At 62.1% G+C, this 23,968-nt stretch carries 16 protein-coding genes and 5 pseudogenes; 10 read left to right on the top strand and 11 right to left on the bottom strand.

Annotated elements, in window-relative coordinates; translation table 11 throughout:
- Positions 1 to 19: 19 nt before the first annotated feature.
- Positions 20 to 4,738 (bottom strand): DUF4082 domain-containing protein, encoded by a 4,719-nt coding sequence (locus tag VP06_RS04330; RefSeq protein ID WP_245291042.1) that lies wholly within the window; start codon positions 4,736 to 4,738, stop codon positions 20 to 22.
- A gap of 1,124 nt (positions 4,739 to 5,862) precedes the next feature.
- Between VP06_RS04330 and VP06_RS04325 the strand changes: the two genes are divergently transcribed.
- Positions 5,863 to 6,330, top strand: a complete 468-nt coding sequence (locus tag VP06_RS04325; RefSeq protein ID WP_048462606.1) for a helix-turn-helix domain-containing protein — start codon at positions 5,863 to 5,865, stop codon at positions 6,328 to 6,330.
- On the opposite strand, the pseudogene VP06_RS04320 reads toward VP06_RS04325, so the two are convergent.
- Positions 6,315 to 7,583: pseudogene (locus VP06_RS04320) on the bottom strand (IS256 family transposase). The gene VP06_RS04325 and the pseudogene VP06_RS04320 overlap by 16 nt on opposite strands.
- 283 nt (positions 7,584 to 7,866) lie before the next feature.
- On the opposite strand from VP06_RS04320, the gene VP06_RS04315 reads away from it, so the two are divergent.
- From VP06_RS04315 to VP06_RS04305, 4 genes are all read left to right on the top strand, one after another.
- The gene (locus tag VP06_RS04315) at positions 7,867 to 8,496 is read left to right on the top strand and encodes a hypothetical protein (RefSeq protein WP_048462605.1); all 630 of its coding nucleotides are present in this window, start codon (positions 7,867 to 7,869) and stop codon (positions 8,494 to 8,496) included.
- Positions 8,497 to 9,161: 665 nt separating this feature from the next.
- Complete coding sequence (locus tag VP06_RS34415) at positions 9,162 to 9,542, top strand: flagellar basal body protein (protein ID WP_082167167.1); 381 nt, start codon at positions 9,162 to 9,164, stop codon at positions 9,540 to 9,542.
- A gap of 36 nt (positions 9,543 to 9,578) precedes the next feature.
- Positions 9,579 to 10,166: an IS3 family transposase gene (locus VP06_RS04310; RefSeq protein ID WP_245291051.1), complete on the top strand. Its 588-nt coding sequence runs from the start codon at positions 9,579 to 9,581 to the stop codon at positions 10,164 to 10,166.
- Between the two features lie 457 nt (positions 10,167 to 10,623).
- Positions 10,624 to 11,562, top strand: coding sequence for an NAD(P)/FAD-dependent oxidoreductase (locus VP06_RS04305; protein WP_048462604.1), 939 nt, complete (start codon positions 10,624 to 10,626; stop codon positions 11,560 to 11,562).
- 565 nt (positions 11,563 to 12,127) lie between these two features.
- Here VP06_RS04305 and VP06_RS38520 read toward each other — a convergent pair.
- Together VP06_RS38520 and VP06_RS34410 are read right to left on the bottom strand one after the other, a co-directional pair.
- A complete protein-coding gene (locus VP06_RS38520; protein ID WP_280950164.1) occupies positions 12,128 to 12,253 on the bottom strand; it encodes a hypothetical protein in 126 nt (41 codons plus the stop codon).
- A gap of 2 nt (positions 12,254 to 12,255) precedes the next feature.
- Positions 12,256 to 12,360, bottom strand: a pseudogene (locus VP06_RS34410) (IS630 family transposase); the annotation flags it as partial.
- 512 nt (positions 12,361 to 12,872) lie between these two features.
- Between VP06_RS34410 and VP06_RS35925 the strand changes: the two are divergent.
- Positions 12,873 to 13,040, top strand: coding sequence for a flagellar basal body rod protein FlgC (locus VP06_RS35925; protein ID WP_156295444.1), 168 nt, complete (start codon positions 12,873 to 12,875; stop codon positions 13,038 to 13,040).
- 6 nt (positions 13,041 to 13,046) lie between these two features.
- The gene (locus tag VP06_RS04295) at positions 13,047 to 13,472 is read left to right on the top strand and encodes an MgtC/SapB family protein (RefSeq protein ID WP_048462603.1); all 426 of its coding nucleotides are present in this window, start codon (positions 13,047 to 13,049) and stop codon (positions 13,470 to 13,472) included.
- On the opposite strand, the gene VP06_RS04290 is transcribed toward VP06_RS04295, so the two are convergent.
- Positions 13,462 to 14,970: a phospholipase D-like domain-containing protein gene (locus VP06_RS04290; protein WP_053081522.1), complete on the bottom strand. Its 1,509-nt coding sequence runs from the start codon at positions 14,968 to 14,970 to the stop codon at positions 13,462 to 13,464. The genes VP06_RS04295 and VP06_RS04290 overlap by 11 nt on opposite strands.
- 95 nt (positions 14,971 to 15,065) lie before the next feature.
- On the opposite strand from VP06_RS04290, the pseudogene VP06_RS34405 reads away from it, so the two are divergent.
- Positions 15,066 to 15,283, top strand: a pseudogene (locus VP06_RS34405) (transposase); the annotation flags it as partial.
- 264 nt (positions 15,284 to 15,547) lie between these two features.
- On the opposite strand, the gene VP06_RS04285 reads toward VP06_RS34405, so the two are convergent.
- Together VP06_RS04285 and VP06_RS34400 are read right to left on the bottom strand one after the other, a co-directional pair.
- Positions 15,548 to 15,949, bottom strand: a complete 402-nt coding sequence (locus tag VP06_RS04285) for a type II toxin-antitoxin system VapC family toxin (protein ID WP_048462602.1) — start codon at positions 15,947 to 15,949, stop codon at positions 15,548 to 15,550.
- Positions 15,933 to 16,172 (bottom strand): AbrB/MazE/SpoVT family DNA-binding domain-containing protein, encoded by a 240-nt coding sequence (locus VP06_RS34400; protein WP_245291041.1) that lies wholly within the window; start codon positions 16,170 to 16,172, stop codon positions 15,933 to 15,935. Before VP06_RS34400 ends, VP06_RS04285 begins: the two co-directional genes overlap by 17 nt.
- 224 nt (positions 16,173 to 16,396) lie before the next feature.
- Between VP06_RS34400 and VP06_RS04280 the strand changes: the two genes are divergently transcribed.
- Positions 16,397 to 17,458: a tyrosine-type recombinase/integrase gene (locus VP06_RS04280; RefSeq protein ID WP_048462601.1), complete on the top strand. Its 1,062-nt coding sequence runs from the start codon at positions 16,397 to 16,399 to the stop codon at positions 17,456 to 17,458.
- A 350-nt stretch (positions 17,459 to 17,808) separates the two neighbouring features.
- Here the strand turns inward: VP06_RS04280 and VP06_RS34395 are convergent.
- From VP06_RS34395 to VP06_RS37855, 3 genes and pseudogenes are all read right to left on the bottom strand, one after another.
- A pseudogene (locus VP06_RS34395) lies at positions 17,809 to 18,099 on the bottom strand (transposase); the annotation flags it as partial.
- Positions 18,100 to 18,742: 643 nt separating this feature from the next.
- Complete coding sequence (locus tag VP06_RS34390) at positions 18,743 to 19,723, bottom strand: LacI family DNA-binding transcriptional regulator (RefSeq protein ID WP_280950162.1); 981 nt, start codon at positions 19,721 to 19,723, stop codon at positions 18,743 to 18,745.
- 481 nt (positions 19,724 to 20,204) lie between these two features.
- Positions 20,205 to 20,618: a hypothetical protein gene (locus VP06_RS37855; RefSeq protein ID WP_245291040.1), complete on the bottom strand. Its 414-nt coding sequence runs from the start codon at positions 20,616 to 20,618 to the stop codon at positions 20,205 to 20,207.
- Positions 20,619 to 21,184: 566 nt separating this feature from the next.
- On the opposite strand from VP06_RS37855, the gene VP06_RS04275 reads away from it, so the two are divergent.
- Positions 21,185 to 22,825 carry a porin gene (locus VP06_RS04275; protein WP_048462600.1) on the top strand — a complete coding sequence of 547 codons (1,641 nt, stop codon included), beginning with the start codon at positions 21,185 to 21,187 and terminating at the stop codon, positions 22,823 to 22,825.
- A 208-nt stretch (positions 22,826 to 23,033) separates the two neighbouring features.
- On the opposite strand, the pseudogene VP06_RS04270 reads toward VP06_RS04275, so the two are convergent.
- Positions 23,034 to 23,818 (bottom strand): annotated as a pseudogene (locus VP06_RS04270) (IS3 family transposase); the annotation flags it as partial.
- Positions 23,819 to 23,968 lie beyond the last annotated feature (150 nt).

Here is a 23,968-nt window from a genome sequence, read left to right as displayed (position 1 = left end):
ATCGCCGAGCGATTATTTTTTAGGCGGCTGCTGAAGGATTGAAGACGACATCGACCCAATAGTTGGACCGGTTGAAGGACTGGGTCGGGAACAGGCTGGTGCTGCCGTAAGCAAAGACGCCGTTGCCACCTGACGTATCGCTCGCCGGTGCGGTCAGCGGCCCGCTTGTCACCGCGTTCGCGAAGGCGTTAGCGGTGTTCGAGTAGCGGCCGGCATTGGTGTGGTAGGACGCCGTGTAGGTCGCACCCGGGGTGATGCTCACCGGGTTTGAGAAGGTGGCAGTCTGCCAGCCGCTCGCGGTCTCGCCCGTGAAGGTGGCGGTCGCCAGGGCCTGGCCGGTGCTCGACCAGAGCGTGCCGGTATGGGTTCCCGTATCCTGACTGCCCTTGTAGAACTTGATCGCGCTGACCGTGCCGGCGCTGGAGGCCTGGAACTTCACCCCAAGTTCGACCGGGTTGATGTCGTTGGTGTTGGTCGCCGCTGGCGTCGCGGAAGACGAGAACAAGCTGAATGCGCTGGTGCTAGGCGCTGATACAGTTAGGGCGACGTTTGCGGACGATGTGCCGCCGCGCCCGTCCGAGATCGCGTAGGTGAAGCCGGCCGCTCCCGTGTAGCCGGTCGTCGGCGCGAAGGTGATGGTAGCGGCTTGGTTGTTGAGGGAGACGGTTCCATTGATTGCGCTGCTGACGCTCGTCACTGTCAGCGGGTCGCCGTTGGGGTCGGTGTCGTTGGCCAAGAGCGTCGAGGTCGCGAAGGTGAGGGCGGTGCTGCGGGTCACCGTCGGGCCAATGTCATTGACTGCGGTCGGCGCCTGGTTGGTAGCGCTGCTGTTCGGGTTGAAGACGACGTCGACCCAGTAATTGGTGTTCTGGTAGGTGTTGGTCGGGAACAAACTGGAGCTGCCATAGGCGTAGACGCCGTTGCCGGTGGACGGCGCGGTGAGCGGCCCGTTCGTCAGCGCGCTCGAGAAGCCGTTGGCCGTCGTCGAGTAGCGGCCGGCATTGGTGTGGTAGGACGCCGTATAGGTTGCGCCGGGCGTCAGCGTCACCGGGTTCGAGAAGATGGCGGTCTGCCAGCCGCTCGCGGTCTCGCCCGTGAATGTCGCCGTGGCGAGAACCTGGCCGGTGCTGGACCACAGGGTGCCGGTATGCGTCCCGGTATCCTGCGTGCCCTTGTAGAACTTGACTGCGCTCACCGTGCCGGCGCTGGAGGCCTGGAACTTCATCCCGAGCTCGACCGGGCTGGTGTCGTTGGTGTTGGTCGCCGCTGGGGTCGCTGCGGAGGAGAATAGGCTGACCGGGGCGGTGCCCGGCGCCGACACCGTCAGCGCCACCTTCGCCGAAGCAGTGCCGCCGCGCCCGTCCGAGATCGCGTAGGTGAAGCTGGCCGCTCCCGTGTAACCGGTCGTCGGCGTGAAAGTGACTGTCGCGTTCGTGGTGTTGAGCGAGACGGTGCCGTTGGTCGGCCCGCTCACGTTGGTGATCGTCAAGGTGTCGCCGTTCGGGTCGGTGTCGTTGGCGAGCAAGGTCGAGGCCGCGAAGGTGACGGCGGTGTTCTGCGTCACCGCCGGGCCAGTGTCGTTGACGGCGGTCGGCGCCTGGTTGGTAGCACTGGTATTTGGGTTGAAGACGACGTCGACCCAGTAATTGGTGTTCTGGAAGCTCTGGGTCGGGAAGGCGCTGGTGCCGCCGTAGGCGTAGACGCCATTGCCGGAGGACGGCGCGGTTAGCGGGCCGTTCGTCACCGCGCTTGAGAAGCCGTTGGTTGTCGTTGAGTAATATCCGGTAGTGGTGTGATACGAGGCGGTGTAGGTCGCGCCCGGGCTGATGCTCACCGGGTTCGAGAAGGTGGCGGTCTGCCAGCCGCTCGCGGTCTCGCCCGTGAAGGTCGCGGTGGCGAGAGCCTGGCCGGTACTCGACCAGAGCGTACCGATATGGGTGCCCGTATTCTGGCTGCCCTTGTAGAACTTAATCGCGCTGATCGTGCCGGCGCTGGAGGCCTGGAACTTCACGCCGAGCTCGACCGAGCCAGTGTCGCTCTCGCTGGCGACCGCCGGGATCGTGGTGGAGGAGAACAGGCTTACCGGCGCGGTGCCGGGCGCCGACACGGTGAGGGTGACGTTGGCAGACGATGTGCCGCCGCGCCCGTCCGAGATCGCGTAGGTGAAGCCGGCCGCTCCCGTGTAACCGGTCGTCGGCGTGAAAGTGACGGTGCCGGCCTGGCTGTTGAGGGAGACGATGCCGTTGGTGGCAGCACTGACGTTCGTCACCGTCAGCGGATCGCCGTCCGGATCGGTGTCGTTAGCGAGCAGGGACGAGGTTGAAATGGTCGTGGCGGTGTTCTGCGTTACTGATAGGTCGCTATCGTTGATGGCGGTCGGGGCCTGGTTCGTCGTGACCCCGCCGGGGTTGAACAGCACGTCGACCCAGAAATTGGTGTTGTTAAAGCTCTGGGTTGGGAACTGGCTCTGGTTGCTGTAGACGAATACACCGTTGTTGCCGGTGAGCGGGCCGTTGGTGACGTTGTTATTGTAGTAATTCACGTCGCTCGAGTAGTGTCCTAACGTCGAGTGGTAGGACGCGGTGTAGGTCGCGCCTGGGGTGATGGGGACCGGGTTCGAGAAGGTGGCGGTCTGCCAGCCGTCCGTGGTCTCGTTGGTGAAGGTGACGGTGGCGAGCTTCTGTCCCGTGCTCGACCACAACGTGCCGACATGAACCCCGCGGTCCTGCGAGCCCTTGTAGAAGCGGATGCCGCTGATCGTGCCGGCGGTGGAACTCTGGAACTTCACGCCCAGCTCGATTGCCGTACTGTCGACGGTGTTGGTGACCGTGGGCTTGGCCGAGCCGGGGAACAGGGTGAGCGAGGGCGAGGCCGTCACCGTCAGGCTGCGCCCGGCCGAGGGCGTCTCCAGGTTGACGCTGTCGTCAGTGGCCCGGGTGCGGATCTGATAGGTCCCAGCGACCTGCGGCGCGAAGGTGTAGCTCCAGGTCTCGTCGCCGGTGGCCGCGCGCCAGGTGACGCCGTTATCGGTCGAGACCTCGACGCCCGCGACCACGCCGCCGCCGGCATCCGTCGCGGTGCCGGTGATCGTGACCGGAGTGAAGGCCGTCACGCTGGATCCGGTGGTCGGCGTGGTGACGGTCGAGGTCGGCGCCGTGCGGTCGGTCGAGGCGGTGGCGGGTGTCAGGTTCGGGTCGAGGGTTCCGGGCTGCAGGCCCATGTCGGCGAGCAGGTTGACCATCGCCTGCTGGATGCGCGGATCGGTCGGCGTCGCCTCGTTGTCGTGGTTGGCCGACAGGCCCCAGGACCAGTAGACGGTGCCGGCCCCGAACACGAGGGCGCCGCTCGGGGCGCGGTAGAGCGTCAGGCTGTGGGTCGCCGTGCCCTTGCCGGTGGTGTTGCCGTAATCCTGCAAATAGGTCGTCTGATCGAGTGTGGTCGAAGACAGTCGTACGAGACCAGCTGGGGCTGAGGCGTTGTCGGGCGCCTCGTCCCACTCGTAGCCGAGATAGTTCTTGTTGAGCGAGGCGGTCTGGCCCAGCTGCAGGTCGGCGACGCTAGTATTGCGCCAGAAGCGTAGATTGGCGTCGTCGTAGGGTACCTGAATGGTGTCGAGGACATAGGAGTCGACCTTGAACATCGTGCCCGTGAGGGCATTCTCGGGGTCGTTGTTACCGATCGTGCCGACCGGCCCGCGGGGATCCCGCCAGGTGCCGGTCCACTCGTTGGAGGGATCGATGTTCTGGTTCGCCCCCCAGGTTTCCTTGTAGGAGATGAGAGTTCGGTAGGACGTAGCATCGCTGCTGATGCTACTGCCGTACCGCGCGCGCCAGTAGATCTCGTTGCCACTCCAAAATGACAGGTTGACGCCGGCGTCGCGTGCCGCTTCCACGTTGTCGCGCTGCTGGCCCGACCAGTACTCGTCGTGTCCGACATTGAGGTACATCTTGTGGTTTAGGAGTAAGCTACCGTACCGATCAGCGTCGACGGCTGACATATACGAGACATCGTAGCCGTTCTGCTCCAGCCACATGATCGCCGGGAACTCGGCGCCGTAGATGTAGTCCTGCGGACCGGCCGCAAGGCCACCGCCGCGGGTGGTGATCGGCCGGTTGTAGCTCACTGCGTAGGCCCGCCCCTGGCCCTGGCCGGTGGCTGGGCCGTTGCCGCCATAGAAGTTGGCGCCGCCCCAGGGATTGTAGGCCTGCCAGGTGGTGTCTGCTGTCTGGAAGATGATGTCACTGCGACTTGCGTCGTCGCGGACGATGAACGGGATCTCGTTCTCGCCGGCCGTGCCGTCCTGGCGCGTCAGCTTGGCGATGTAGACGCCCGAGACCGCGTCCGTCGGCACGGTCCACGAAGCCGAGATCGACCAGTTGCCGGCATCGACCATCCCGGTCGCCGCGTCGCGCAGCGGCGTCGGCTGGTTCTGCACCCCGGTATGCTGGATCGTGTCGATCTTGCGCGCGCCCAAGCCCCCGTAATAGCCGAGCCGGTAGATGTCGATCCGATAATTGTTCGAATTGGTGTTGATCTTGAAATTGACCGTCTTGCCGACATTCGTGCTGATGTCGGTGGCGAAGCCCTCGATGTTGTCGCTGCCCGATCCGTCGATGCCCCACTCGCTGACCGGGTTGCCGACCTTCTGGTTCTCCAGGACGATCTTGTTGGTCGTCGTAGCGGTAACATTTGACGATAAGGAGTTGCCCGTGAAGCTAGACGAGTGTACCGGCGCCACTGCAGTCGTGATCGGGCCGCTCAGGGACGGGATCAGAACCCGACCGTTGGCAAGAAGGCCTGTCTCGGCGCCACCGGGGATCTGCGTAGTGACGCCGGCGGGCGCTCCGCTGCCGCTTCCGGGAAGTTGGCCGTTCGAGGACAGGATGTTGCCGGGTGCCAACTCCAGAGGCCGAAGTGGACAATTGACGTAGCCGCAGGTCCCGCAGCAGGCCACGACATTGGCCTGGATGGCAACACCCGAGGTGATCGCATCAACGACGCTCGAGTATCCGCTAGTGCCAATCGGCGGTACTACGCTCAGGGTGGATGCACTCAACCCGATCGGGGTCGCGCCGACACTAGACGACGTGGCCGCAATTAGGGAACTCCCAGCTACCGCCATCGAGGTGGTTGAAGCCATCTCAGGTACGGAGGAAGGCGGTGTAGAGAACGATGCGTCTGTAAGACTGACGGCCTCGATTGCGAGACCATCATCCGGTGCCACAATTTCTCGGGGCGCAACAACGGCCGCGATGGGCGCCAAGCTACTGCGGGTGAGAGCGAAGGGCTGGAGAGTACCGGTGCCTGCCACCGTCGTCGGATGCCATTCTCTCTGCAGGAGGACGGAAGACGCCGTAGCGCGATCATCGTCGGCAGCCAAGTCTACCCCATCATCCGGGTCACGAACGTTCACTCGACGTGAGTCGGAGAGATAGCGAGCCGTCCGTGGGTGATCCGTCAGGAATTTTAACCGAATTGGTGCAGTCCGGAAAGCATCATGGCTGTTGAACGGCATGGTTTTGGTCCTCAAAAGATATAACAAATCGAAGTTTTTTTATAATTGCGACAGAGTCCGACGCGCCGACATTCATCGTCCAGGATTAATGCCGATCGTCTCGGTTTCAATATGATATATATAAAATTATATAATTTGTAAAATCTGATACATTGACCATAGCATATCACATTTAAGATATTGATATATATCTTGATTTACATACATACGATTATAGCGCCTCCTCCAAAGGGAGGGCCGCCTAAGCTGCAGGCGTATAATACCGCCGCGCTTAGGTTTTGACTCGTAGAGGGGTTTCACGGATCCGCAGGCATGACTCGCTGCTTCCCTGAACCAGGGAGGAGCTTGTGGCGCGTGCCGTCGAGATCCGGACCGACATCGCTACGGTCGCCGATCTGCGGCGGCAGGCCAAGCGGGAGCTGCGTTGGCGGACCGCACTGCGCCTGTTGGTGGTGGCCAACGCGCTCGATGGCATGAGCCAGGCCAAGGCGGCACGGCCGGCCGGGATCGAGCGTCAGGCGCTGTGCGATGCCGTCAAGCGCTTCAACGCCGAAGGGCTCCTCGGCTTGGTCGACCGCCCGGCCGGCTGCCGGCCAGCACGTCTGAACGAGGGCGAGCAGGCGGTGCTGGTCCACCACATCCTGCGGGGGCCCAATCCCGACCGCGGCGAGCCCGCCAGCTGGACCCTGCTGGACCTCTGCCGCTTCATCGAGGCCCGCTTCGGCAAGACCATGCTGCCCCAGTCAATGTCGCGCTTGGTGCGCCGGGAGCTATGCGGGGATTTGGGTGACGCGGGCGGTCAGGCGGCGCGGTGATCAGGGCTCGCGGTGACCTCGGTCCCATCCCGGAAGATGACGCCAGCCACCACTTTCGGCAACTGGTTCTCGCCCGTCAGCCGCCGCCAGGTCTTGGCCGCCGCCATCACGAGCTTGAACACCATCAGCTTGGCGGTCGTGGGCGAGAGCGCCCCCTTCGTGCGCACCGTCCGGTTCCGGACCGTCGCGAACACGCTCTCGATCGGGTTCGTCGTTCGCAGATGGTCCCAATGCTCCGCCGGCATGTCGTAGAATGCATGCAGAGCTTCCTTGATCCTTCGTCAGGCATTCACTCGCACGGGCATACTTCACCCCGTACTTCTCCACGAACACATCCATCGCCACCTCGGCTTGCGCCCGCGTCGATGCGCCGGTGATCTCACGCAGATCCGCCTTCATCGCCGCTTGCATGGACTTCGGGACCTTGTTGAGGACGTTGGCCGTCTTGTGCTGCCAGCAGCGCTGATGACGCGTGCCGGGAAAGACCTCGTCCAGCGCCTTCCAGAAGCCCAGAGCTCCGTCACCTACGGCCAGCGTCGGCGCCACCGACAACCCGCGCCGCTTCACGTCGACCAGCCGTTCCCGCCAGCTCTGCCCACTCTCGCGCACCCCGACCTGGAAGCCGACCAGTTCCTTCCTGCCTTCCGGCGTGGCGCCCATCAGGACCAGCATGCATTCGGCCTGCTCCTCCATCCGGGCCTGCAGGTAGACCCCGTCGGCCCAGACGTAGACGTAGCGGCGCGCCGAGAGATCGAGCGCCTGCCAGCGGGCGTACTCGTCGGCCCACGTCGCGGTCAGCCGCGTGACGACGGCCGGCGACAGGTTTGGCGCATCCTTGCCCAGGAGGGCGGCGAGCGCTTCCTGGAAATCGCCGGTCGAGATCCCGCGCAGGTACAGGACCGGCAGCAGCGCATCCAGGCTGCGGCTGCGACGCGCCCACCGCGGCAGCAGGGCCGGGGAGAACCGGATCCGCTCCTCGGGGCTGGTCGCGCCACGATCGCGGATGCGCACCCACGCCACCGGCACGGGCCGATGCCGGTCTGGATCGCGCGCTCGGGGCCATGTCCGTGGCGGACCAGGCGGGCGCGGCCGTCCGCGAGCCGCAGATCCTGCATGGCGGTGAGGAAGGCCTCGGCCTCGAACTCGACCGCCTGGGTGAGCAAGCGGCGGGCGCCAGCCCGCAGCACCTCGGTCAGGGGACCGTCGATCTCCTCAGGCTGACGAAGCCGCACGATGTTGGTAGGGCTGTCCATGGCGTATCGCTCTCAACGAGAGGTCCTGGCAGGCTCGACACCCGCCTCGATACGCCGCCTTCATCCAAACCGCGTCACCCATTCTCCCGCATAGCTCTTACGCGCCACAGCGGGTTCTTCGACAAGTATCTCGGCGACGGTGTACTCGCGCACCTCCTCGATGGTCCGGCGAAGGCGCAGGCCGGCGCGGCACTAGCCGCCGCCCTCGAACTCACCGGCCGGCTCGACGCCTGGAACCGCGAGCGCGACGGACTGCCACCGATGCACGTCACAGCGGCGCTCCATGCGGGCGCGGGGCCTGACCGGCGTGTTCGACGATGGGCTGAGGGCCGAGTTCACAGTGCTCGGCCCGGCGATGAACGCCCTGTCGCGAATCGAGCGCCGTGCTAAGGACGACGGGGTCGACATGCTTGTCTCCAAGCGCTTCGCGCGCCTCCTGCCCACGTCCGCGCGGCAGGACCTCCGCGTCACGCGCCTGCGGCGGAGGGACAAGGATCGAGATGCACCTGACATGGTGCGATTGGGCGGAGACAGTGGCGCGTACACTTCGTCCGCAGGGGGGGGCAACGACAGCCCGAACACACTAGTCGGACGCCTGCAGGAAACGGATGAGAACATGATCAAGACTGTGGCCTTGACCATCATGGCGATGACCGTGGTGGCCGCCTCTATCACCGGTGCCAACCGGGCTTCCGGCTCGGAGCGCGTGGACTACCATTACCAGCTGGAGCGGGCACTCCAAGAGAAGCGCTGCATCCCGGCCAGTGTGGAGACAATCTGGACTAAAGGACAGGCTACGGCCTTCGAGGTCACCTGCTGGGGACGGCCACGCAGGCTCGTTGTCGCCTGCGATACGCGGGCCTGCCGGGCTGAGAACCCCGGTGATCACGACCAAGAGGAAGAAGAGCGTTGAGGCTTAGCGACGAACAGGCTTCCCCGCTAAGAGCACCTATCCTAAACCGCCTACGCCCCTGCAAATTCAACCACTTAGCGGGGGCGAGAGCTAGTTATGTTAGGGGCTCTAAGCCGACAGAAACAATTCACGGTTGTGACAGTCGCGGAATGGTGCCGCGAGTAGGCGCATTGTCTCCGGTTCGTGACAAATTGTGACGTTGGTTGGAGCAAGCCCGATTGACCTTGATCTCCTGTGTGCGATTTGACTTTATGGACACCTGTCCGGGCCAAGCCACCTTATTGCTAAAATATCGGTGGAATCAGGTTCCGCGTGCGAGACCGAAGAGGATGGCGTGTACCGTAGGCCACATGCGCGGTGGCCCCGTTGCAGCACCTTCGTCGATTTACCTAGGTTAGAGATACGAGAATTTTCGATGGTTGACTTTTTAATTCGAAACTATGAGGGCGAAGCTCGATGATGAGGCGCAGCTCTATATCTTGCCGACGAGGCCCGCATGGTCGCAACGGCGGCAATGCCAATCATTTTCGTCTATAACATCGCCTGGTTTGACATATGCTGACGATCATCCTGGAGCATGAAAGGCATTTCGCCAGAAATCATGCCCATCACCGTACATGCCCGAATTCTCGCGATAAAATGAAGCAGGATTGGTGATTGTTCTGATGAGTGATGGATATCTATTCGTCCTCCTTTCTTTGCAGGCACGACATCTCGCCGTACGGCAAGCTACAATTGCGGGCAATGTTGCAAATGCGAACACTCAGAACTACAAAACACGCGATGTAACGCCCTTCTCACAGGTTCTTGCGCGCACGAGTTTGGAAATGACTACGACGGAGAAGGCGCGCACTGCCGAGCCCGACGCTGGTCCGACGGGGAGAGCGATGCCAACTCGAGACAACTGGGATGTGCTGGAAAGTGCGAGCGGTGTAAGCCTGGAGCAGGAAATGCTGAAGGCGAGCGAGGTCTCTCGTGACCATATTTTGAACATCAACATCGGTAAGGCCTTCGATCGAATGCTGAAGCTTGCTACTAAGAGTTGATGCAGTTCCGGGCCTGACGTTTATAGAGGCACGTAGCTGTTTCCCGGCGGGTACTACGGATGGCGATCACGTTTCGAGAGCGCCCAGTCGACATCCAACCGGCAACTCCTCGACGATGTGCAACGAATCCATGCCGGGCATCAGCGGCGATGCGGTTCGCCTCGGGTGCATGCTGCTTTGCGTGCGGAAGGTCGAACAGCCAGCCGCAGGCGCGTGGAGCGCCTGATGCCCCGTCATGGCATCCGGGCCTTGGCGAGACCTTGGTTCCGGCCCTGCACGACCGACACCCGACACAACCGGCCGATCGCCTGCAACCTCATCAAGCAGCTTTTCTCGGCCGCGTTGCCCAACCAGGTCTGGTTGGCGGACATCACCTATCTGCCTACGGCAGAAGGGTGGCTCTACTTGGCCGCCGTCCTCGATCTCGCCACCCGCAAGATTGTCGGCTGGTCGATGCGCGATCACGTGCGGACCGAGCTGACGTCGGCGGCCCTGATGATGGCCATCCAACGGCAGCAATCAGCTGCCGGCTCATCTGTCACTCGGATCGTGGCAGCCAGTACGTGGAGGCTTTCCGCCGACATCCAGGCGACACCCTCCACGAGCCGCGCCGGTTGCTGCTAAGACGACGCCCCGATGGACGGCCCTCATCCTGAGCCTGTCGAAGGACTTCCACACCCCTGAGGTCGAACTCGTCCATCAGCGACGATGGGCGACCCGGGATAAGGCCCAACGCGGCCTATTCGCCTACATCGAGGGCTGCTACGATCGACAGCGCCTCCACTCGGCTCTCGGCTACGTCACACCCAAGCAGGCCGAGCGGACTGCAGGCCAATCACCCTTGTCCGCAAAAATGGGGGGGAGGATCAATTGTTCAGTCCTCCGTCTCGACGTCTCGCCTCGCGATGGTAATACCCAGTCCTGTCCGGCCGGCGTTGTGGTTGCGGGAGCCATCCAGATGGATGAAGGGCCCGGAGGAACGGGTTCCAACCGCGGCCTTGGCCCGCGAAGACTTCGGATCGGTGTCTCTCAATCCGCGGGCGGTATACGTCCGCATTCATGAGGAAGCGTCGAGATGGCAATGAGCGGGAGCGAGGAGCGACTGGTAGATACGCTCGTGATTGGAGGTGGCCCTGCCGGGCTGACGGCCGCGATCTACCTCGCCCGCTACCACCGGACGGTGGTGGTCGTCGACGACGGCAACAGCCGGGCCAAGTGGATCCCGCGCTCGCACAATCATGCCGGCTTTCCCGACGGTATCGGTGGGGAAGAACTCCTGGCGCGTATGTCGGCGCAGGCCGGACGCTACGGCTCGCGGTTCGTGAAAGGTCGCATCGACGCGATTGAAGGCGAGTTCGGCCGCTTCCGCGTGTGGGGGGACGGCCTCGCCTTGGAAGCGCGCACCCTCATCCTCGCGACCGGGACCTTGAACCGGCGGCCGGATGTCGACCCGGACACGCACCGGCGGGCCCTCGATCGCGGTCAACTCCGGTACTGCCCGGTCTGCGACGGCTTCGAGGCGACGAACCAGGCGATCGGCGTCATCGGTGGCGACGCGCGCGGCGTCGCGGAGGCACTGTTCCTGTGCACCTACTCCAAAGACATCACGCTTCTCGCGACCGGCGCGATGGAGATCGCGGCCGGCGACCGCCAGCTCCTTAAATGCGCCGGCATCGCGATCGAGGAGCGTCCGCTGATACGGCTTGTCTTCGGCGAAGACGGTGTCGCCGCGCTCCTAGAATGCGGCGGTGAGCGCCGCTTCGACACCGTCTATCCCGCGCTGGGATCGGACTCGAACGATGAGCTCGCGCATGCGCTCGGGTTGGAAATGGGAGACGGCTGTTGCATCGCCGTCGATCAGAAACAGCGCACGAGCCGCAAGGGCATTTACGCCGCGGGGGACATCGTTTACGCTCTCGATCAGATCAGCGTCGCCATGGGCCACGCCGCGATCGCTGCCACGACCTTGCACAACGATCTGCGTACGCGGGAGGGCCGTGGCCACCGAAGCCTGGCCTGACGGTCGCTCGCGCCGCCGTCACATCGCGTCCCGAGGAACATCGAGCGGCTCGTTTAGGATCACGAAACCTTTGGGGCGAGGGGCGGGCAGGTGTCCCGCCCGGATGTTGGTCGGCAGCGACTGCAGAAGCAGCACTGGCAGTTCGAATTGTGCGTCGCGCTGCCGGCGCAAGTCCACGAAGGCGGCCTCGCTCCAGGCCGCCGCGCCCGTAGTCGTGTCAGACGAGAAGCCGGGCGTTGTCGGGGCGGTCGAGGAGCCGCATGATCGATCGGTGGAGCCGGCCCTGGTCACTGCGATGAAAGTCGCAGCGCGCTGTGCTCGCATCCGGCATGAACGGAATGTCGTCCGTGAAGACCACGTCGCCCCGGGTCGGAAGCTGAGATGATCGACGGTGTGGCCGAGCGTTGCTAGCACTTTGATTGTCGGTGGCCTAAGGTCTATGGTCTTGCTGTCCTCTAGGAAGCGGTCGAAGCCAGCGAGCGACGACCGCAAATCCTGCCCCCGAGCGCGATCCGCTGGAGCGCGGCGCTGGGTTCGTGATCGTGGTGGACGTAGGTGCGAGAACTCATTCGAGCCGCAGGCCGAACTCACGGACGTAGACGACGCAGGCGCGGGTCGACGGGGCATGCGCGACGTGGGCCGTAGTCCCGCTGCGATCGTCGTAGACTGTCTTCGTTACGGGTGACGGCACCTGGACACGCTGATCCCGAACCGGGCTGCGGCCTGATGACAGGACGTGCGCGCGGCTACGGCCGACACGACACGCTCGCGTAGATCGACAGACAAGGGTGAAGGCATCGGCATCCTCCTTCACCCCTCAACGTCCCGACTCTCCAGCCGTCCCAAACCGCTCGGGCACGGCTCTAGGTTATCGATTTGTTAAATATCTCGAGGCTTGATCGTCGGTACGGGCGCCTCGGCGCACCAGTCAGATCGGACGCGACGATGAGCGAGGTCACTGGACGCGAGATCGCGATCGAGAGCATGCGAGCCCAATCGGCGTGCATGCGCATTAATATGGGGAATATCGCCAATGCCGTGTCCACCGCCCCAGTGCGGAGCGGAGTGGCGATCCTTATCGCCGCTGGCTCGTCCTGTTCTAGTGCACTGACGCTTTCAGAAGGTACACCGCGCACTACGAATTTCTCTGTGACTGCAGGTAGTTGGCGAGTGAGCACGTGGCTCGTTCGTCGGTGCCAGTGCACTAGCTAATAGGCTAGAACAGGACTTCGAAGCTGCGGATCGCCACCAATAGCTGGGCCTTCCCGTTCAGGCTGATCGCCAATCACCCCGCGGCGGACACGTCTGGCATGGTCAAAATGCCGAATGTCAGCGTCGTGGCCGAGACCATGGAACTACGCTCCGTGATCGGAGCCTACCAGAGAGACATGGACGTGATCGCCGCCCTTGAGCAGATCGAGCAGGCGACCCTCGACGTCCTGAGGTCGCAAGGCGGATTGCCCGGTCGGGCAAGGTAGCACCGAATGCCAGGACGCAGCTTCGATCTCTGGGAGGTCGCTTCCCACCTCATCGCTCTCGCGGTCGCCTACGCCCTTGCCCTGCCGATCGGCTGGAACCGCGAGCAGGAGGCCCGGAGCGCCGGTCTGCGGACCTTCCCGCTCGTGGCGATCGCCAGCTGCGGCTTCGTACTCGTCGCCATCCGGGTGCTAGGCCAGGACTCGACCGGCCAGGCGCGGATTATTGAGGGTCTCATCACCGGCGTCGGCTTCATCGGCGGCGGCGCGATCCTCAAGCGCGCCGGCCACGCCTCCGGCACCGCCACTGCGGCGAGCCTGTGGGCGACGGGCGCGCTCGGGGCGGCGGTCGGCTACGGCCTCTACGACATCGCCGCCATCCTCTCCATGGTTACATTCCTGACCCTGCGCCTCAACACGGCATTCAAGAGCTAGCCCGCCGGCGCAGGCTGGCAATGCGACCCCGCGCGGCGTGCCACGCTGCGCGCCAGACAGGCTCAGCCTGCTCGGGATCCAGGAGTTCGCCGTCCGGAAGCGGGACGATGCCCGCCGACTTCGGCATCTCAATGGGTACGAGCGTCTTTCCTCCGCGCGCACGCAACTGCTCGATCGTCCGGATCAGGGAGCCGCCGTCGTCCTGCACCGCCACCTCGACGACCTCGGCGACGGTACCGAGATGCTCGGCGAGGAGCCGGGCGCGAAAGGCCCTCACAGTGGCCGCGAACGCGGCTTCACGGCCCGGCATGCCCGCGGCCTCCACCGCGAGATCGCACTCGGTATCGAAGCCCATCGACCTGTTGTTGAGGTTCGAAGACCCGATGCGCAGGACGTCGTCGTCCACGATCATCACCTTGGCGTGGACGTAGATCGGAGCGCCGCCGGCCGTGATTGGTTGGTAGAATCGGCAACGGCCCGAATGGTCTGCTGCCGCTAGGTAATGTAGAGCCCGCGTGCGACCCCGGCCCATGGCGCTCTCCTCCAGCCAGCCGCGCGCCCGGTCGGGGTTAACGATGACCACCTCCGGTGGGTTCGTCTCGGCCAGCCGCCCGGCCAGCGCCTCGACGATGCAGCGGGCGGCGAAGTACTGGCTCTCGAAGTAGATCGTCCGCCGCGCACGCTGGATGGCCGCGAGGTAGAGCTGCTCGACCTCACGGATGGCGGGCCGGTCGCGATAGGCCGGCTCGGTCCGCGTGATCCCAACCTCGACGTCGCGCAGGAGCGGCGCGAGGCCGGCCGGCCATGTATCGTGCTTCGCCGGGGCAGGTGGGGCAATCCGCTCCCCAGTCGCGCGCCGCCACCGCTCGCGGGCCAGGTCGCCCAACGCAGCCGCCGCGTCGCCGTCGACCGCGACCGTGGCATCATGGAAGGGCGCGTAGGTTCGCCCTGACGGCCGGACGCGATGCCCATCCCCGTCGCGGTGTTCGCTCGTATCCCAGCGGTCGTCGGTCACGTCGATGCCGCCGCAGAAGGCTAGCACATCGTCGATTACCACGATCTTCTGGTGATGCGAGGCACCCGCCGGATGGGCGCCGTCGAGACGGAACGTGAAACGCCGCGCGCTCATCCAGTTGAGCAGGTAGAACGGCGTTGTGCCGCGCAAAAGTGTACCGAGTAAGCCCAGGTTCCATTGCAACACCCGCACGCTCAGGCCGGGCCGGCGGTGGATCAGCTCAGACAGGAAGGGGCCGAGTTCCTCCGGCAGGCCTGCGACGGGATCGTCCGGCGCCAGCTTGATGCGGGTGTCGAACTCCCAGCCAATGAACAGCACTGAAGAGCGTGCATGCAGCAAGGCTGTCCTGAGATGTCTGAAATATGCGGCCGCGTCGACGATGGGTGTGAGGCGGTCAGCGCGCGCGTTGCGCCAAGTCGTCGTACCGGGCACGAGCAGCCTGGAATCGGAGGCGATCTCTGCATCGTGCGGCTCGTGGCTCATGGGACATCCTCTCGTCGCAGGAGAACGGTAGCGCATTAGCACGCGCGGTGTTGGCAGCGATAAACACCTCGGCGACAGTGAACGGACCACCCCGGATGCCGCCGCACCCGCCTCGCCCCAAGGGTGAGCGTCCTCGGCTGGACGACTGCGCCGCCCGACCGGCATCCTGTTCGTGCTGCGCTCGGGCCTCCCCTGGGAGATGCTGCCGGCCGAGATGAACTGCGGCTGCGGTATGAGTTGCTGGCGCCGCCTGCGCGACTGGCAGGCCGCCGGTGTGTGGCGGCGCCTGCATCAGGTGCTGCTCGAGCGCCTGCAACGGCGGGCGGCGCAGCACGACCCGCCCGTGTTCTTGCTTAGATCGATCCCCAGCACCGCGATCGTCATCGTTCCGCTCCATCTTTCATCTCGGCCACCCTGCAAGCCTTGCAGTGGAGCCCGGTGAGGGGCGGGCCATCCATAAAGGGGGCTCTTCGACGGGTCCGAACTTGACGGACCGAGGCGCGACGAGCAGGTAGGCCCGTTGCCGCGCGCTGAGCCCGTCGCAATCGTCTCAAGGGTCGCGGCGCTCGCTGTTGGTTCAGCGTAGCAACTCAACTGCGACGCCGACGCTGGTGCTGTCCAGTCGCGACCAAGCTCGATCGGTCGTGAACGCAGGGGCAGCAAGCTGCCCTGCTACGGCCAGGCAGACGCGATCGCCGAGCGACAGGCCGGTCGCCCGGGTGAGCGCCTTGAGGCGCGCACTCTCGCGCGCATGAGTTATCTCGAAGGGCACAACCGTGAGCTGCAGGCCCTCGAAGATCGTATCGACGGTATCCTCCGGCATCCCGAGGTCGACCAGCTTGGTCATCACCTCTGCCGCGTTGACCGCGGAGATCCGTGCGCCCGGTAAATGCTCTGCCACACGGTCGGCACCCGTTTCTCCGAATATGACGGCCAGCACCGCCGAGGCATCGAGCACGGGGTCAGTTGCGTCCGGCATCCGAATCCTCACCATCCTCGCGTGCAGCTTCGGCACGACGGTCCGCGAGGAACTCGTCGACCACGGACGCTCGCCCTTGGGCGAATGGCGCGGCCAGGGCTCGGATGCGCTTCAGGGCCTGATTGACCGTTGAGATGCGGATGCCATCCTCATCCTGTGTGAGGATCACACGCCCAGCGCCGTTCAAACCTAATCCGCGACGCATGTCCGCAGGAAGGTTCATTCTCCCATTCTCGGCAACCTGTACCGTGCGGCGTAGGGGTTCAGCCATAACCAGGGGCCTCATATCACTTATAGGGAGAGAGCGTCTCTTACTCCTCAAGCCGGATAATCGCAGCAAGGCGCGGTTGTGTCACGGCAGATTTCGCCGCTCCAATTATGCCCGATAATAGGAGCTATCGGTCTCAATCAGTGGATCGTTAAGGCCCGGACGGCTAGGCTCGGCCCATGGACCTCGACCGCCCCAACCCGACCCCGGAAACTACCCACGAGGCACCGGCGCTGCCGGTCCCGCTTGCCGCAGGCCTGCCGCCGACCAACGAGTTCCTCATCGAGCGCGTGGAGCAGCACGCCCGCGCCGCGCACGGTGCCTTCGCCGACAATACGGTCCGTGCCTTCGCCGCCGACAGCCGGATCTTCGCCGCTTGGTGCCGGGAGACCGGCCGGACGATGCTGCCGGCGACGCCGGAGACGATCGCCGCCTTCATCGATGCGCAAGCCGAGACGAAGTCGCGCGCCACGGTCGAGCGCTACCGCTCCTCCATCGCCGCGCTCCACAAGGCCGCAGGCCTGCCCAACCCCTGCGCCGACGAGATCGTGCGGCTCGCGGTCAAGCGGATGAACCGGACCAAGGGACGGCGCCAGAAACAGGCCGAACCCCTCAACCGCACCAGCATCGACCGCATGCTTGCCGCGAAGGCGACCGAGCGCCTGCATCGCCGCGTCTCCGAGGGTGAGCAAGAGACCCCGCTGATCGCGCTTCGCAACACCGCCCTCGTGGCCGTCGCCTACGACACTCTGCTGCGCCGCTCCGAGCTCGTGTCCTTGGAGATCGGAGATCTGGAGCGCGGCGCCGACGGCTCCGGCACCGTCCTGGTGCGACGCTCGAAAGCCGACCAGGAAGGCGAAGGCGCAATCAAGTACCTGGCGCCCGACACCATGGCGCATGTCGAGGCATGGCTCACTGCGGCAGGCCTGGAGAGCGGGCCGCTGTTCCGGCCGCTGACCAAGAGCGGCAAGGTTGGCGCGCGCTCTCTCGGTGACCAAGACGTGGCCCGGGTATTCCGCAATCTCGCAACAACGGCCGGGCTGAAGCTCCCTCGTCTTCCCTCCGGGCACTCCACCAGGGTCGGGGCGACGCAGGACATGTTCGCGGCCGGGTTTGAGCTTCTGGAGGTGATGCAGGCTGGGTCTTGGAAGACGCCAGCGATGCCGGCCCGCTACGGTGAGCGCCTTCGGGCCCAGCGCGGCGCGGCCAGGAAGCTTGCGACGCTGCAAAATCGGGCCTGAAGGAGAAGGCGAAGATAGCTAAAGAGTCCGTATCGCGACGGGATCGACCGGTGTAGCCGAGCCGACCTCGAGACCACGAGGGTTTTGTGGGGTTCCCCCGGATTGGGGTCTTGCTCATTTTGCGTGGACGGCGGTGAATTGACTCGGGCCGATGATGCGGTAGCCCGGCTTCCCCATCATGGGTGACATGAAGATCCCCTTCGCCATCCCCGAGTGCCGCGTCGCACGTTCCATTGAACAAGACGAGGACCATCTCGTCGTCCCGGTGCGACTGGACGCAGCCAGCAGCCGCTGCCCCGATTGCCGGCACGCGAGCCGGTCCGTCCATAGCCGCTACCGGCGTCATCCGGCTTGCGCCCGAGCAGACGCTCGAGATCACGCACGCGCAGTTCCAGCTCGCGCACACGGCTGGCGGCGACAACGTCGTCATCGGCCTGCACCGCCACTTGCCCACCTTCGGCCAAGCGACGCCTCCAGCCGAACAGAAGGCTTGGCGAGAGGCCATGCAGGCGGGCGACCGCCGAGACGGTCATGCCTGGCTGCATGGCCTGCTCGACCAGCCGCACCTTCTCCTAGGCAGTGCAGCGCCGGCGACGCTCGTGTCCCGTGATGATCTCGATCCGCTGCGTATCGTTCGGCATAGGCGTACGCCTAGGCTTCCGCCTAGGTCCTCACGGTTGCCCCTCGTGTCCGGTCGAAACAGGGGCCACTCCACGATCTTCTGAAACGCCGCATGGTTCGTGCCGCCCGATCCACGCAAAGTGAACAAGACTCACAAGGGCAATCCCACGGGCTTTTTCGCGAGCCCACAAGAGGTCGGCGGCAAGCAGGGTCCGAGCCAGGCGCGGTGCCGGAGCGGTTCAAGGGCGGTCCAGGCGGGGTAGGCGACGGCGGCGAGGACTGGCGGCAGGATGCGGGTGTCGACAACTGGATGGCGCTAGGCGGCAAGCCGGTTGGTCTCGCGCCAGGCTGCATCGATAGCCGAGCGGCGACTTTTTCCGCACCGCAATGGTACAGTCGAGGAGGCAGCTGGATCTGGCGATCAGGGCATCTAAGTCGGTGAGTTCGGCTGAGAAGGCGTCGTCGAGGTAGGTTCTGCCCTTGTTTGCGGGGTGCGATATCGGTTACGGTCTCGCAAGCCCGTAACAAAATAAATCTGAGTTATTTTATTTATTGGCAAATTAATACTAAACTTTATCGTTATATATATAAAAAAACATTAGAAATTACAGATGATATTGGATCATTAGATTTAACTGATAACAAATCTCATATTTAATATATTTATATACTGTCACGTACAATTATTTCATAGCCAACATCGATGGTCTTGATGAGAGGCAAGCCTACTTCTAGGCTTTCTACAATCATTCTGGCAGCAGCTGCACCAATGTCATGTCCAGAAGCGCGAATAGTCGTCAATCCAGGTTTGATCTCCGCAGCAATATCATAGTCTCCGTAGCTGGCTACGGCGAGGCGATCCGGAACGCTCCAACCCCGTCGTGCGCACTCGAAGATAGCGCCCGCGGCAAGCAAATCAGAGGCGCAGAACAAGGCTTGGAGCTTTGGCTCACGTTGTAATAAATGGTCTAGCGCAAATTTTGCTGTCGCAAAACCGAGAGTTCCCGTAGTGAAATAAACTAAATCTTCTCGTAGCCCCGCTTCTCTCATTGCAATCTGAAAACCATTTTGAAATTTAGAGAGATGTAGATTGTTATACGAATGGTGTCCCACAAAACCGATCTGCTGATAGCCGCGATTAATCATTATCTGAGCCATCTCGAATGCTGCCTCAAACAATGAGAAGCCTACGCCCATTTTAATAAATGGACCGCTTGAGCTCCATGTCTCGACGACAGGCACACCAGTGCGAGTCAGAAGTTGAAAAACATCGTGGCTATGATCGGTCCCAGTTAAGATGATGCCGTCGAGGCGGTGCCCGAGAAACACTCGTACTGCACGATATTCACTCGCCTGATTCTCAGCGATCGCCAGCATAAGTCGGTAGCCGTTTTGTCCCAAAAAATCTTCCAAACCCTGAATCATGCTGGCGCAACTTGGATTGTGCAGTGACGGAACGACCGCTCCGACAACACGACTGCGGCCTGACGTATATACTCCAGTAAGTAGATTTGGCACATACCCAAGAGCCGTGGCTGCTTCGAGTATCTTAGAGCGAGTATCAATGCTTACCTTGGCAGGTTGATTATAGAAATTAGAGACGCTCATCGGGGAGACGCCTGCTAGTCTCGCGACATCTGACATTGTTACATTTGTCCGTGTCGCTGATGTAGATCTCGGCGTCTCTGGCGTCTTCATCGGAATTCCCCCTTCTCTCGTAAATATTATAATACGAGGTGTTTTGCTATAACATCAAAACAGTCATTCGATCATAATCGCACCTCATTACCTTAGCGGACAAGATGATATCTATAATTATCTATCAACACAATCGGACATAATATTTGATATTTAAATCAACAATATAGTGACATGCGTATCTGTAGATAAGTTTCATCACGACTGAATGCTGTCTCAGTAGAATGCTGGAGCGAGCCGTTAACGATGCGTGAATGGGAAAAATCACTCCATAAGAGTGAGCCATAGCTATCAAACAGCCCAACTGCAAGAACGTAGCCCATTTTTGGGAAATGTAGTATGGGAAAAATTGCATAGACAGTATCATTTTGGGATATGCTATGTCGAAGCGGGTTATGTTGTTTTGTAAATTCTTGTCGTGGATGTGTTAGTGCTTGTGGTCGTCCTCATTGAGATAGACCGGTTCGCCGTTAGGTCCCCGCTCTGCGCTTCCCGGGCCGTCCAAGACGGCGGTGGTGTTCGGAACGGCACGCTCCGGCGTTGAAGCGTTGCCATGCCCGTTCACAATGAAGACGGGGCCGCGGTCGCGGAAAGCAAATTCATAGTAAAGTCGGCGACCGGTATGCGCTTCATCGGTCCGTCTCCAACTTCGGTGCAGCAGCGGTCGCTTTGAGCAATGATTTAGCCGAGCTGTTTGTCTCCCAATCGCCGCGTTCGTGACAAAGTGTGTCAACAAGAAAATATTGAAATCTGTTTTAGATAATATTGATTTTTTTAGGCGCATCCAGACCGATTTTCCTGTTAGCTCTTTTATCTCCTGCGCGCACTGGCAGGTGATCATCGATCGCCAAAATTATAAATAAAGCTTATAGTTTTCCATTTTTTGCATAAAACCGGGTCATATTTTTTTTGGATGTAGTTTGCTTTGTAGCGTGCTATTATAAAAAAGTACAAATATTATTTTATTATTTGTTTTTATATGTCATACATCTATTTTAATAGTTTATAAAGAGATTCTTGATCGATTTTATGTTGATTTGTATTTAATAATTCAGAATGCATGATTAATTCAAATCAAGTTTTAGTCTAGCCATTCAAAAATAATGCACACGGCATGTTATATTCTCTATTTAAAATGATTTCGTCTGATTAGTAACGTGGTATGCAAGCAACATCTAATGGGCGATCTAATTTATCGACTCGATTTCGATGCGTTTCGTGTTGATGTCTGGCCATGTCTCGCCCATGTTGCTCGCACATCGGGATCAACCCGATGCGGCTTGGCAGGCATCCCGCGCAGGGAAGGGTCTGATCTGGTCAGGGGCCAAGAACGACGTGTTTTAGAGCCTTCAAAAGGTGAAAGAACGCAGCCGCTCAACCCCGGGTCCGAAATTTTTGGAGGTCTCAATGAAGCTCGTGAAGAGCCTTCTGCTGGGTTCGGCCGCCGGCCTGACCGTTGTCGCAGGGGCGCAGGCTGCCGATCTGCCGGTCAAGAAGGCAGCGCCTGTTGAGTACGTTCGTGTCTGCTCGGCCTACGGTGCCGGCTTCTTCTTCATTCCCGGTACTGATACCTGCATGCGCGTCTCTGGCCGCGCCCGGTTCGAGGCCGGCTACACGCAGTCCTACACCCGCGGTAATGCTAACAATGGCGGTGACCTGATGGGTTACCAGGGTCTCGGCCGCCTCAACATCGACGCCCGTACGCAGACCGCCTACGGCACCCTGCGCGCCTTCGTCCGCTTTGACCTCGCCTCCCGTACCGGCGCTTATCTGTACTCGGGCACCCTGAACCGCATCGCCAATGCCTTCCCGGCGCAGGGCATCGACACGTTCAACCGTGCCCAGCAGGCCGTGAACGTCGACAAGGCCTTCATCCAGTTCGCCGGCCTCACCGCCGGTCGCGCGGCCTCGTTCTACGACTTCTACGCCCACGACTTCGAGATGATCGGCACCTCGCTGGGCTCCGACGTCTTCTCCACCAACTTGCTCGCCTACACCGCCACGTTTGGCCAGGGCTTCTCGGCGACGATCTCGGTCGAAGACCCAATCTTCCGCAAGACCCCGCTGTTCGGTAACGGCTCGGCGACGGTCGCCAACGCCCAGTACCAGGTGTTCGGCGCCGGCAGCGGCAACTTCACCCCGGTCTTCGCCACCAACGCGGCGGGCGTCCCGGTCGGCGAGGCGTTCTACGACGTGGTGCAGCGCTCGCGCATGCCCGACTTTGTCGGCGTGCTGCGCTACGACGCGGCTTGGGGCTCGGCCCAGCTGTCGGCTGCCGTCCACGAGCTGAACACCGGCAACGCGAACCTCATCGTCCCTCTTCCGGGCATCGTGTCCACCGCCGGCGCGACAGCGCCCCGGCCGACGACCGAGTACGGCTGGGCCGTCCAGGGTGGCGTGAAGATCAACCTGCCCTTCATCGCCGCCGGCGACTCCCTGTACCTGCAGGGTTCGTATGGCGAGGGCGCTACGATGTACACCGGCTACAACCGCTACAACGGTGCCTACGCTCCGTCAGGCAACGTCGCGGCCGGCTCCAGCTTCAACAACTTCTACTCGGACGCGGTGGTCGATCCGTTCACCGGAAAGATGGAGCTCTCGACCAGCTGGACGGTGGTCGGCGCGTACCTGCACTACTGGACGCCGCAATGGCGCTCGGCCTTCATCGGCAGCTACGGCGAGCAGAGCTTCGGCAAGTCGAGCCGAAACAATCTCGCCGCTGCGACGACTCTGATCGGCAGCGCGCTGATCGGCAACCCGGCCTCCCCGCTGTTCGCCTACAGCAACGTGCTACGTGACACAAACCAGCTCGTCGCCGGTGCAAGCCTGATCTGGTCGCCGGTGAAAGACCTCGATATCGGTGTCGAGGGTCTGTACGCCCGCCAGGGTCTCAAGAACGGCCGCGTGGTCGACGCTAACAAGGCCACCGGTGCGGCCGTTGGCGTGAACGCCGCCGGCCTGCCTGTCACCGCCGCCGGCTTAGTCCTGCCGACCGTGAGCTCGACCGACTCGTTCCAGGTCCGCATGCGCGTTCAACGCGATTTCTAAAATATAAACTGTATCTTGATCGAGGATCCCGGTGCGTACGCCGGGATCTTTTTTGCGTTTGAGTCGCATATCTTGATTTATGGCAAAAAAAACGCGCTCTGAAGAGCGCGTATAGAAGTGTCCTCTGGGTCTCGAAACTCAGAAGGTACAATAGGTGTACCATGGAAACGCATTGGATGCATCTTTTTTTTACACGATCGACTGTTTTTTATTTGATCGCTGGACAACTCTCCGGCAGGGATTTTGGACTTGCTCCGGTTCGGTGGAGAGCGGTTTGGTGTGTGTCGCCCTTCTCGAACCGAGTGGGGCTGGTGAAACCAATGGCTGAGTGCCGCCGACGGGGATCGTAGAAGTCCTCGATGTAGAGGGCCATAAGAACGTCTCGACCATAGCGTTAAAGTAGCAGTTTATTTAGCCAGACAGTGGGACCGCAAGACCATTTCGCCGCAATTCCACTTGTTATTTGTTTGAAAAATGCTGATTGCCGCGATCCGAATGATGCAGTAGGCCTGCACGCGGCTGCCTAGCGACAAGGGTTCGTCGCAGTGCGAGGAGGGCGAGCTCCTTATATAGCCGGTCGCCACTGCCCAGCCGACGACCCGCCGGGAATACAGGTCGAGGATCACCGCCAGGTACAGCCAGCCCTCCCGCGTCCAATTATAGGAAAGATCCGCATCCCAACTTCCGATTGGGACCCGCGGCGGTGAAGTCCTAGTCGAGTCGGTTGGGTGCGACCGGGAACATGTGGGTGCTGTCCGGCGAGCGTGGGGGCTGACGGGCGCTGAGCCCGCTCTCCCGCATCAACCGGGCCACGCGCCGCCAGCCTGGCACCAGACCCTGCTCGCGCAGCTCGTGCGTCATGCGCGGGCTGCCATAGGTCTCGTGCGAGCGCCTGAAGGCGGAGCGAACATGAGCGAGAAGCACGAGATCCTCGTGCTGCAGCGCTGAAGCGGACCGGTTCTTCCAGGCGAAGTAGCCGCTCGCTCTCACGTCACCGAGGCGTTGAGTGCGGCGCGCGCTGGACCGAGCAACGCCGGCCAGGCGCTCGGCGATGACACGACATACGCAGTGTGGCTGCGGGCAGCGCCATCATCTTGTCTGGACCGAGATGATGACGCACCGACCTTGCCAGGGGAGATCTGC

This window comes from Methylobacterium aquaticum (assembly GCF_001043915.1).
Classification (GTDB): domain Bacteria; phylum Pseudomonadota; class Alphaproteobacteria; order Rhizobiales; family Beijerinckiaceae; genus Methylobacterium; species Methylobacterium aquaticum.
The sequence above is the reverse complement of the archived record's forward strand: the minus strand, read 5'-3'. Positions and strand labels throughout refer to the sequence as shown.

Bases quoted from the DNA above. Each gene is read 5' to 3' on its own strand.
- VP06_RS04315 (WP_048462605.1), top strand. From the start codon at position 7,867: ATGCGGGCGCGGGGCCTGACCGGCGTGTTCGACGATGGGCTGAGGGCC.
- VP06_RS34415 (WP_082167167.1), top strand. From the start codon at position 9,162: ATGAGTGATGGATATCTATTCGTCCTCCTTTCTTTGCAGGCACGACAT.
- VP06_RS04305 (WP_048462604.1), top strand. From the start codon at position 10,624: ATGAGCGGGAGCGAGGAGCGACTGGTAGATACGCTCGTGATTGGAGGT.
- VP06_RS35925 (WP_156295444.1), top strand. From the start codon at position 12,873: ATGGTCAAAATGCCGAATGTCAGCGTCGTGGCCGAGACCATGGAACTA.
- VP06_RS04295 (WP_048462603.1), top strand. From the start codon at position 13,047: ATGCCAGGACGCAGCTTCGATCTCTGGGAGGTCGCTTCCCACCTCATC.
- VP06_RS04290 (WP_053081522.1), bottom strand. From the start codon at position 14,970: ATGAGCCACGAGCCGCACGATGCAGAGATCGCCTCCGATTCCAGGCTG.
- VP06_RS04285 (WP_048462602.1), bottom strand. From the start codon at position 15,949: ATGCCGGACGCAACTGACCCCGTGCTCGATGCCTCGGCGGTGCTGGCC.
- VP06_RS34400 (WP_245291041.1), bottom strand. From the start codon at position 16,172: ATGAACCTTCCTGCGGACATGCGTCGCGGATTAGGTTTGAACGGCGCT.
- VP06_RS04280 (WP_048462601.1), top strand. From the start codon at position 16,397: ATGGACCTCGACCGCCCCAACCCGACCCCGGAAACTACCCACGAGGCA.
- VP06_RS34390 (WP_280950162.1), bottom strand. From the start codon at position 19,723: ATGTCAGATGTCGCGAGACTAGCAGGCGTCTCCCCGATGAGCGTCTCT.
- VP06_RS37855 (WP_245291040.1), bottom strand. From the start codon at position 20,618: ATGATCACCTGCCAGTGCGCGCAGGAGATAAAAGAGCTAACAGGAAAA.
- VP06_RS04275 (WP_048462600.1), top strand. From the start codon at position 21,185: ATGAAGCTCGTGAAGAGCCTTCTGCTGGGTTCGGCCGCCGGCCTGACC.